The organism is Paraburkholderia graminis C4D1M (genome assembly GCF_000172415.1).
In the GTDB taxonomy this organism is placed as follows: Bacteria; Pseudomonadota; Gammaproteobacteria; order Burkholderiales; family Burkholderiaceae; genus Paraburkholderia; species Paraburkholderia graminis.
This window is the reverse complement of record NZ_ABLD01000058.1, coordinates 1-9,051: the sequence shown is the minus strand read 5'-3', so window position 1 is coordinate 9,051 and position 9,051 is coordinate 1. Positions and strand designations below refer to the sequence as shown.

General features: G+C 65.2%; 6 protein-coding genes and 2 pseudogenes. 4 read left to right on the top strand and 4 right to left on the bottom strand.

The annotated features are described in order from the left end of the window. The 4 genes and pseudogenes from BGRAMDRAFT_RS34240 to BGRAMDRAFT_RS32935 all read left to right on the top strand — a co-directional run. A partial coding sequence (locus BGRAMDRAFT_RS34240) for a 2-oxo acid dehydrogenase subunit E2 (protein WP_198143946.1) occupies positions 1 to 140 on the top strand: 140 nt, incomplete at its 5' end. 151 nt (positions 141 to 291) lie between these two features. Beyond that, positions 292 to 1,727 (top strand): annotated as a pseudogene (lpdA, locus tag BGRAMDRAFT_RS32945) (dihydrolipoyl dehydrogenase). A gap of 107 nt (positions 1,728 to 1,834) precedes the next feature. After that, complete coding sequence (gene zapE, locus BGRAMDRAFT_RS32940; RefSeq protein WP_006053265.1) at positions 1,835 to 2,932, top strand: cell division protein ZapE; 1,098 nt, start codon at positions 1,835 to 1,837, stop codon at positions 2,930 to 2,932. A 175-nt stretch (positions 2,933 to 3,107) separates the two neighbouring features. Further along, the gene (locus BGRAMDRAFT_RS32935) at positions 3,108 to 3,563 is read left to right on the top strand and encodes a transposase (protein ID WP_006053264.1); all 456 of its coding nucleotides are present in this window, start codon (positions 3,108 to 3,110) and stop codon (positions 3,561 to 3,563) included. 99 nt (positions 3,564 to 3,662) lie between these two features. On the opposite strand, the gene BGRAMDRAFT_RS32930 is transcribed toward BGRAMDRAFT_RS32935, so the two are convergent. The 4 genes and pseudogenes from BGRAMDRAFT_RS32930 to BGRAMDRAFT_RS34335 form a co-directional block, all read right to left on the bottom strand. Beyond that, positions 3,663 to 4,148 carry a DUF2147 domain-containing protein gene (locus BGRAMDRAFT_RS32930; protein WP_006053263.1) on the bottom strand — a complete coding sequence of 162 codons (486 nt, stop codon included), beginning with the start codon at positions 4,146 to 4,148 and terminating at the stop codon, positions 3,663 to 3,665. Positions 4,149 to 4,384: 236 nt separating this feature from the next. Next, entirely contained in the window at positions 4,385 to 6,121 is a 1,737-nt protein-coding gene (locus tag BGRAMDRAFT_RS32925; RefSeq protein WP_006053262.1) for a ShlB/FhaC/HecB family hemolysin secretion/activation protein, read from the bottom strand. Between the two features lie 340 nt (positions 6,122 to 6,461). Continuing rightward, complete coding sequence (locus BGRAMDRAFT_RS32920; protein ID WP_006053261.1) at positions 6,462 to 7,847, bottom strand: collagen-like triple helix repeat-containing protein; 1,386 nt, start codon at positions 7,845 to 7,847, stop codon at positions 6,462 to 6,464. Between the two features lie 372 nt (positions 7,848 to 8,219). Continuing rightward, positions 8,220 to 9,051 (bottom strand): annotated as a pseudogene (locus BGRAMDRAFT_RS34335) (collagen-like triple helix repeat-containing protein); the annotation flags it as partial.

Genomic DNA, 9,051 nt, shown 5'->3' with positions numbered 1-9,051 from the left:
GGAAAATCGTGATCCGCCCGATGAACTATCTGGCGCTGTCGTACGACCACCGGATCATCGACGGCCGCGAAGCGGTGCTGTCGCTGGTTGCCATGAAGGACGCGCTCGAAGATCCGGCGCGTCTGCTGCTCGACCTGTAAGCAACGGTCCGACCGGAGCCGGCTTGTAAAACACGCAAGCCGGCTCCAGATGAGCAATACGTCTTTCGCATTCCGCAGTACTGGAACGAGCCGCGCCACCAAGTGTGGCCAATAAGCGTGGCCGCGCCGTTCCGTCATCAAAAGGATTGTCATGTCCAAAGAATTTGACGTCGTCGTGATCGGCGCCGGCCCTGGCGGTTATATCGCCGCGATCCGCGCAGCGCAGCTCGGCAAGACCGTCGCATGTATCGAAAAATGGAAGAACCCGGCCGGCGCGCTGAAGCTCGGCGGCACCTGCCTGAACGTGGGCTGCATTCCGTCGAAGGCGCTGCTCGCGTCGTCGGAAGAATTTGAAAACGCATCGCATCACCTCGCGGACCACGGCATTTCCGTGGAAAACGTGAAGGTCGACATCTCGAAGATGATGGCCCGTAAAGACGGCATCGTCGACAAGATGACGAAGGGCATCGAATTCCTGTTCCGCAAGAACAAGATCACGTGGCTCAAGGGCCACGGCAAGTTCACCGGCAAGACGGACGCCGGCGTGCAGATCGAAGTGAGCGGCGAAGGCGAAACCGAAGTGGTCACGGCAAAGAACGTGATCATTGCGACGGGTTCGAAAGCGCGCCATCTGCCGAACATTCCCGGTCGACACAAGATCGTCGCCGACACGAAGCGCGCTCGCTTTCGACACCGCTCCGAAGAAGCTCGCGTGATCGGCGCAGCTGATCAAGCCGTATCGGGCTGGAACTCGGCTCGGTCTGGCGTCGTCTGGGCGCGGAAGTGACCGTGCTCGAAGCGCTGCCGGAATTCCTCGGCGCGGCTGACCAGGCTTTGGCGAAAGAAGCGGCCAAGCAGTTCAAGAAGCAGGGCCTCGACATTCACGTCGGCGTGAAGGTCGGCGAAGTCACGACCACTGAGAACAGCGTCACGATCAACTACACGGACAAGGACGGCAACGCGCAGAAGCTCGAAGCGGACCGCCTGATCGTGTCGATCGGCCGTGTGCCGAATACGGACAACCTCGGTCTCGAAGCAATCGGTCTGAAGGCAAACGAGCGCGGCTTTATCGACGTGGACGATCATTGCGCGACGGCCGTGCCGAACGTGTACGCGATCGGCGACGTGGTGCGTGGCCCGATGCTCGCGCACAAGGCTGAGGACGAAGGCGTGCTGGTGGCCGAGATCATCGACGGTCAGAAGCCGCACATCGACTACAACTGCATCCCGTGGGTGATCTACACCGAGCCGGAAATCGCGTGGGTCGGCAAGACCGAGCAGCAACTGAAGGGGGAAGGCCGCGAGATCAAGACCGGCCAGTTCCCGTTCATGGCGAACGGCCGCGCGCTCGGCATCAATAAGGCGGATGGCTTCGTCAAGATGATCGCCGACGCAAAGACCGACGAACTGCTCGGCGTGCACATCATCTCGGCAAACGCATCGGATCTGATCGCCGAGGCCGTGGTGGCGATGGAGTTCAAGGCGGCGTCGGAAGACATCGGCCGCATTTGCCATCCGCACCCGTCGCTGTCGGAAGTCATGCGTGAAGCGGCGCTCGCCGTGGACAAGCGCGCGCTGAACATGTAAACGCGCACGCCTGACTGAACGCAACTTCGGCATTTCTGGCATCACAAGGCGGGCGGGTTCAATCCCTCCCGCCTTTCTTTTTGCAGCAACACTTTTGCAGCAACACAATGAACGTCACCGAATACTACGAGAAAGAACTGCAGACGCGGGGTTATCAATCCGATCCGGCGCAACGCGCGGCGGTGGATCGTCTGCAGCGGTGCTACGAAGAGTGGGTCGAGTACAAGTCGCGCCGCTCGAATGCGTTCAAGAAGCTGATCAATCATCCTGAGCAGCCGCGCGGCGTGTACATGTGGGGCGGCGTAGGGCGCGGCAAGAGCTTTCTGATGGACAGCTTCTACATGATCGTGCCGGTGCAGCGCAAAACGCGGCTGCATTTTCACGAGTTCATGCGCGAGGTGCATCGCGAGCTCGAAGAACTGAAAGGGCAGGCCGATCCGCTCGATGAACTCGCGCGGCGCGTCTCGAAGCGTTATCGGCTGATCTGTTTCGACGAGTTTCATGTGTCCGACATTGCCGACGCGATGATTCTTTATCGCCTGCTCGACAAGCTGTTCGAGAACGGCGTGCAGTTCGTGATGACGTCCAACTACGATCCCGACACGCTGTACCCGGACGGCCTGCATCGCGACCGCATGTTGCCGGCGATTGAGTTGATCAAGCAGAAGCTCGACGTGATCAACGTCGACGCGGGCATCGACTATCGGCAACGCACGCTGGCGCAGGTCGAGGTGTATCACACGCCGCTCGGCGCGGCCGCCGACAAGTCGTTGCGCGACGCGTTCGCGCGCCTCGCCGCGGTGCCCGACGAAAGCCCGATCCTGCACATCGAAAAGCGCGAGTTGAAGGCGCTGCGCAAGGCCGACGGCGTCGTCTGGTTCGACTTCGCGACGTTGTGCGGCGGTCCGCGCTCGCAGAACGACTACCTGGAACTGGCGAGCCGTTTTCACGCGGTGATTCTGTCCGCGGTCCCGCAGATGTCGGCGCGCATGGCGTCCGAGGCGCGCCGCTTTACGTGGCTCATCGACGTGTTCTACGACCACAAGGTGAAGCTGCTGATGTCGGCCGCGGTGCCGCCCGAGCAGCTTTACGTGGACGGCCCGATGGCCAACGAATTCACGCGCACGGTGTCGCGCATCGTCGAGATGCAGAGCAAGGAGTATCTCGATGCGCCGCGGCGGATCGTCGATACGTCGCTGACTTGAAGCCGGCGCAGCGGCGAGCGCGTTCGCAAGCTGCCGGGCGTGCTTTTGCGATAGGTCACATCGCCTGCGCCTAGCGGCCTAGGCCTAACGGCGTATTTTCAAGATTCGGATTGCTCCGATGTTTTGCCTTCGGGTGACTGGCTATCTTTGTCGGGTATCTGACAAAGGAGAAACCATGAATCCCTATCGCGACATCAACGACGAAGAATGGCAGCGCATCGCGCCGTTGCTGCCCGAACTGCGTCCGCGCTCCGAATTGCGCGGCCGCCCGCTGGCCAACACCCGGTCGGTGCTCAACGGCGTGCTGTGGGTGATGTACAGCGGCGCTACCTGGTCGGCCATGCCGCGCAAGTACCCGTCGTATCAAACCTGTCATCGCCGCTTCAAGGCGTGGTATCAGTCCGGCGTGCTCAAGCGCGTCATGGAACAGTTGTTCGGCGCCGCCAGCGAAGAACTGTGCGCAATGATGGAAGCACGCATGCGCACGCATCTGAGCGCGGAAAAGAAAAACGTCGCCGCAGCGCAGAAAGCGCCGGCTCCGGTGGCCCCTGCGGTATATACCCCGCCGCCGGTCAATCCGTTGCCGTCGTCTCCGTTTGCTTTCACGTCGCCCTTCAAACACGCTGCATGACGATTCAAATCACGCGACATCACGTAGAAAAAACGGCCGAACGATCATCTCGTCGGCCGTTTTCTTTTTTCGCTCGCGCGCCGGGTTAGCGCGTCTTCGCTACTGCTGACGAACCCACGTTTGCGAGCGCCCGAGCAGCGACACGCCGATATACCCGCGCACCACCAGCTTGTTCCCGCCGTCTTCCAGGTGCATTTTGCACTTGTAGAGCTTGCCGTTTTCCGGGTCGAGAATCTGCCCGTGATCCCAGGCATCGCCGTCTTTTTTCATGTCGTCGATGATCGTCATGCCGAGAATCGGCTGATCCTTGCGCGCATCGGTGCAGGCGGTACAACGGCGATCGGGTTGGTCGTTCGGACCGAGTCCTTTAATCACTTTGCCGCTCAGCGTGCCGTTGCCGGTCTCGACGATCTGCACGAGCGCCTTCGGTTGGCCGGTGTGATCGTCGATGGTCTGCCAGGTGCCCACCGGCGTGTCGGCTTGCGCCATCGCGGTGACGGCGCTCGCGAGCAGCACGCCGGCGAGCGCAGCCTGTTTCGCTGTACGAAGCGCGATCGCGCGGGCACGTTGGGTGAACTGCATCATTGTCTTCCTCCTTGATAAAAGACGGCGCGATCGTGGTCGCGCAGCGTTATTGGCATCGCGTGAGGCGCGAGCCGCGTGATGCCCTTCAGGTCTCCCGACGCGCGCCGCACACGGGGCTCGGCTGGCGGCTCTGGGGCGGCCGCTTGATGAGATCGATGCAGAATACGTGATGTGCGCGCGAAAGTGCGCGCACGCTTTGATAGTGGAACCTCTAATCGGAGCAGCGCACTCGCCGCTCAATTGAGCTGATACGAGAACGTCGCATTGATGCGCGGACTGCGCGACGCGCTTTCCACTGGAGCATCGCCGACCGCCTTCGCCACGGAAAGATCGAGGCTGTAATACTTCGCGTCGCTGAGGCGAAAGCCGAACGCAATCGACGCAAGCCGCGACGGCGACGGCGTGCCCGCGTGCAGATAGACGCGCGCCATGTCGAACGAAACGTACGGAGTGAACGTGCGCAGATAGGTGAAGCCCGGCGTGAACGCGCGGTTGATCTCGAACATGGCGCCCCAACCCGAATCGCCCGACGCTTCGCCCGGCTGATAGCCCTGCGCGAAACGCTGCGCGCCGAAGGCGATCTGCTCGGACGTGGGTAGCGACACCGCACTGTACTGCCCCGTCAGCGAAATCGCCGTGCCGATCTTGAGCGGCCACTCGTTGGTTTGCGAAAAGCTCGCACCTGTGCGCACGAAATTGATCGAAGCTGGATTGTTGATGCTGGTGCCGGGCACGTTCGAATCGCCCGATTTCGACGCGCCGAGAATGTCGAACGCCTTCGCCACGTTGATGCTCGCGCGGCGCACCTGACCGGTTTCGACGCTCGCGTAATCGGCTTGCATCTGCATTACGCGCACTTGCGAGCGCAGACCGATCTGCGCGCCGTTCACCTGATTGTGATAGCGGTCCTCGTTGCGCGACGCGTAGACGGAAGCCGTGCCGATCACGCTTTGCGTATTGCTCAGCAGAAGCGGATACGTGAGCGAGCCGCCGATCTTGTCGTTGATGACCGTCCGCTCCACATACGACGGCAAGCCCGGATTGTTGACCGGATTGCCGCGATAGTGCGACGCGTCGAGCTTCGAAATAAGGCCGTTGCTGCCGATCGGCACCGAGGCATGCGCGGCCAGATAGGTGACGTTGTCGCGGCCTTTCGGCAGCAGCGCCGACACGCTCAGTTGCTCGCCGAGCGCGGTGAGGCCGTTCTCGGTCGCGGTCAGCAGACCTTGCACGCCGGGATGATTGAAGTCGATGCCCGTACTGACGTCGAAAGGCTTGCGCTCCACGTTGAGCGCGAGCGTGGTCGCGCCGTCGGTGTTTTGCGGCGGTGGCACGTTGGCCGCGACCTTCACGCCGGGCAACAGTCCGAGCACGTTGATGTAGCGCTCGAAGGTCGCGCGCCGCAGCGGCCGGTCGGCGGTGATGCGATCGGCGATCGCGCGAATCCGGTCTTCCACGGCGCCGGCCTCGCCGGTCACCTTGACCGCGGACACGTAGCCTTCCACGACGGTCACGCGCACGATGCCGTCGTCGAATGTCTGCGCGGGGATGAATGCGAACGAGAGCGCGAAGCCGCGGTCCTGGTAGAGCTTCGTCACGCCATTGGCCACCTGGATCAGATCGCCGATGGTCGTGTCCTTGCCGACGAGCGGCGTGAAGCGCTGCGCGACGTCGTCGAACGGAATGGACTTGACGCCTTCGACCTGCACGCGCGTCGGCGTGAGATGGCGCGCGAGCAGTTCCTGGAGTTGAGGCGCCTGGGGCGCGACCTGCACGGTCACGTTCGGGCCTTTGTCGGGTGCCTTGATCTGGGGTAGGGAGTCCAGCGGATTGCCGCCCAGCGGGTTGCCGCCCAGCGTGCTACCGCCTGCCGTCGGTGCCGGGCGCGATTGCGCGTGCGCCGGTGCTTGCCATGCACTCGCGGCGAGCGCCGCGAGCACGAAGGTCCAGGTGCTGCCGTACCCGAGTTTCATCGGATTGTCCTCGTATGCCATCTTGTTTTACGGGCGCCTGTCGATGCGCGGCATGGCCTTGCCGCCTGACGGCGCCCGCTTATGTATGGCCGGACGAACTTTGCCGTCCCACCATGTATTACGTCATGCAGTGCGCGAAGCTTGAATGCAGCGCCCATCGCGCGGAGTGTCGCGGGCATCGACGGCGATGCCTCGCAGCCGCGCAATCGAAGCGTGTTCGTTTCAGCAGGCGTCGCGCGATGAGTCTCACTGTCTTTGCGAGCGGCATCGGCGGGAACCGTGGAGTGTTCCGGCCGATGCCGCTCGCGCCGCATCCGCGCCTCAGCACCGCTTATGCGGACTACTTACGATTAACCGGCAGGAGGCCGCCGACCAGCGTCGTCAGTCCGCTCGCCGGATTGCCCGACGCGCCAGCGGAACCGCCGGAAGCCGTCGAGCCCGCCGCGCCGCTCAATGTGCCGGTAAGTTGCCCGACGAGAGCCGTCACGGGCCCGAGCGCCTGAGCGCCGCCGCCGGAACCGCTTGCCGTACCGCCTGCAACGCCGGACAGCGCGCCGCCCAGCGAGGACAGCGACGACAGCGGGCTCGCTGCGCTGCCCGTGCCGCCGAGCGTCGATGTCAGCGAGCCGAGCGGTGCGCCGCTCAGGCCGGAGCCGAGGCCGGCGAGAGGCGTGCCTCCGAGCAGCGTCGACACCGAGCCGAGCGGATTGCCGCCCAGACCGAGACTGGCCAGCACGCTTTGCAGCGGGCTCAACGGGCTGCTGTTCGACGGCGGTCCGTTGGCCACGCTCAGATTCGTGTTGCCGACGAGGCTCGTAATCAGGCCGGGAATCGGCAGTGCGCCGTTCGGGCCGTTCGGATTGACGAGGCCGCCGGCGTTCGTCACCGTGTTGCCGAGCGAGGCGACCAGCGCGCCCGCATCCGCGCCGACCGGATTGCCGCTCGCCGCGCCGATCTGCGAGCCGGCCGAGCTGAGCGCGCCGCCCACCTGAGCCAGCAGACCGCCGACCGGCGCGCCCAGGCCCGTCTGCGTGCCGGCCGCCTGGGTGACGAGACCCGCGGTCGTGACGATCGGCGTGATCGCGGTGCTGAGCGGCTGCGTGACCTGCTGGACGGGCACGGAGCCAAGCGTATTGCCGAGCGTCGCGCCGCCTGCGTTGAGCGTCGTCGCGGTGGTCGAGAGCGCGCCGGCCAGCGGCGTCGTCACCGGCGACAGCGGCGCGAGATTACCGCTGCCGAGGCCGTCGACGGCGGTGCTCAGTCCTTGCACGACACCGCTCGTCGAACTCACCACGGAGCCGAGGCCCGCGACGGTCGTGCCGACCGGGTTCGGCGTCGCGCCGATCTGGCCGACGCCGCTCGTCACCGCATTGGCAAGCGAGTTCAGCGTGGCGCTCGTGCCCGACACGGCGTTGCCGAGGCCTTGCGTGACTTGCGGGCTGAGGCCGGGAATCGTCTGCGCGGCGATCACCGCGCCCAGGTCGTTGGTCGTCTTGGCCGCGCCGGTGACGGCGCCGGAAGTCCCGGTCGTGGTCGTCGTGGTGCCTCCGCCGCCCGTCGATCCGGAGCCGCCGCCGGTGCCGGTGCTCGCTGTCGGCGGCGAGTTGACGGTGCTGCCGCCGCACGCGGCGAGCAGGCCGGCGACGGCCACCGCGATCAACGGAGTGCGCAGCGACAGAAAGGCGCTCGCGGCGGGGCGGCGGTTAAACAGGCGGTGCGTGGACATGTGTGCTCCTCAATGCCTTTTCTGGCGATCGTGTTTGCTGCTGGAACGCGCCGTTTGTGTGGTGGGTGGCGGCGCGTGGTGTTTAAGGCCGGGTTCGAAGCCGTGTTCGAAGCTGCATTCGAAGCCGTGTGTCGAGCCCGGTTGGAAGCGTGCTCAAAGCCGTATCTGAAGCCCTGTTCGACGCTGTGCCCAAATCCGTGAAACTGCATTCAAAAGCAGGCGCGAAGGCTGCCGTTGAACGGCGCTGTCCGTGCCGCAGGCGAGCTTGTGCGGATGTGAGTCGATTGCAGGTTCATCTCGTGCGTGTCGCCGCCCGGCGCGTGCCGCGCCAGCCGCACTGAGCGCGCGGCGACGCGCGAGCGGTTGCGCTTCTTACTTCTTCGACAATCCGCCGAGCAGACCGCCCACCAGCGACGTCACGGGCGCGAGCGGATTGTTCGTGGTCGCATTACCCGAGGTCGCCGTGAGCGACACGCCCGCGGGCGCGGCGCCCGGCGCGCTCGACGTTGCCGCTGCAGGCGCAGTGGCGCTGCCGATAGCGCCGGTCACGGTCGACAGCAAGCCGGTGACGGGTGCAAGCGGGCTGCTGGTGGCGCCGCCGCCGGCAGCGCCGCTGAGTCCGCCCGTCACACTGGAGAGAATGCCGGTCACGGGTGCAAGCGCGTTGGTGCCGCCCGATGCGCCGCCGACCGCGCCCGTCAGTCCGCCGACCAGGCCGGCAACAGGGGCGAGCGGGCCGCTGCCAGTGCCGCCCGTCAGGCCGCCGAGCACACCGGTAACTGGCGCAAGCGGCCCGCTACCCGTTCCACCCGTCAGGCCGCCGAGCACACCGGCAACAGGGGCGAGCGGCCCGCTGCCAGTGCCGCCAGTCAGGCCACCGAGTACGCCGGCAACTGGCGCAAGCGGCCCGCTGCCAGCGCCGCCCGTCAGGCCACCAAGCACGCCAGTAACCGGCGCAAGAGGCCCGCTACCGGTTCCGCCAGTCAACCCGCCAAGCACGCCGGTAACCGGAGCCAGCGGCCCACTAGCCGTTCCGCCAGTAAGCCCACCAAGTGCACTCGTCAGCGGCGCAAGCGGCCCGCTACCCGTTCCCCCCGTCAACCCACCCAACCCACCCAACCCACCCAACGCGCCCAACGCGCCCAACGCGCCCAACGCGCCCAACGCGCCCGTCAGCGGCGCGAGCGGGTTGCCGCCCGTTCCC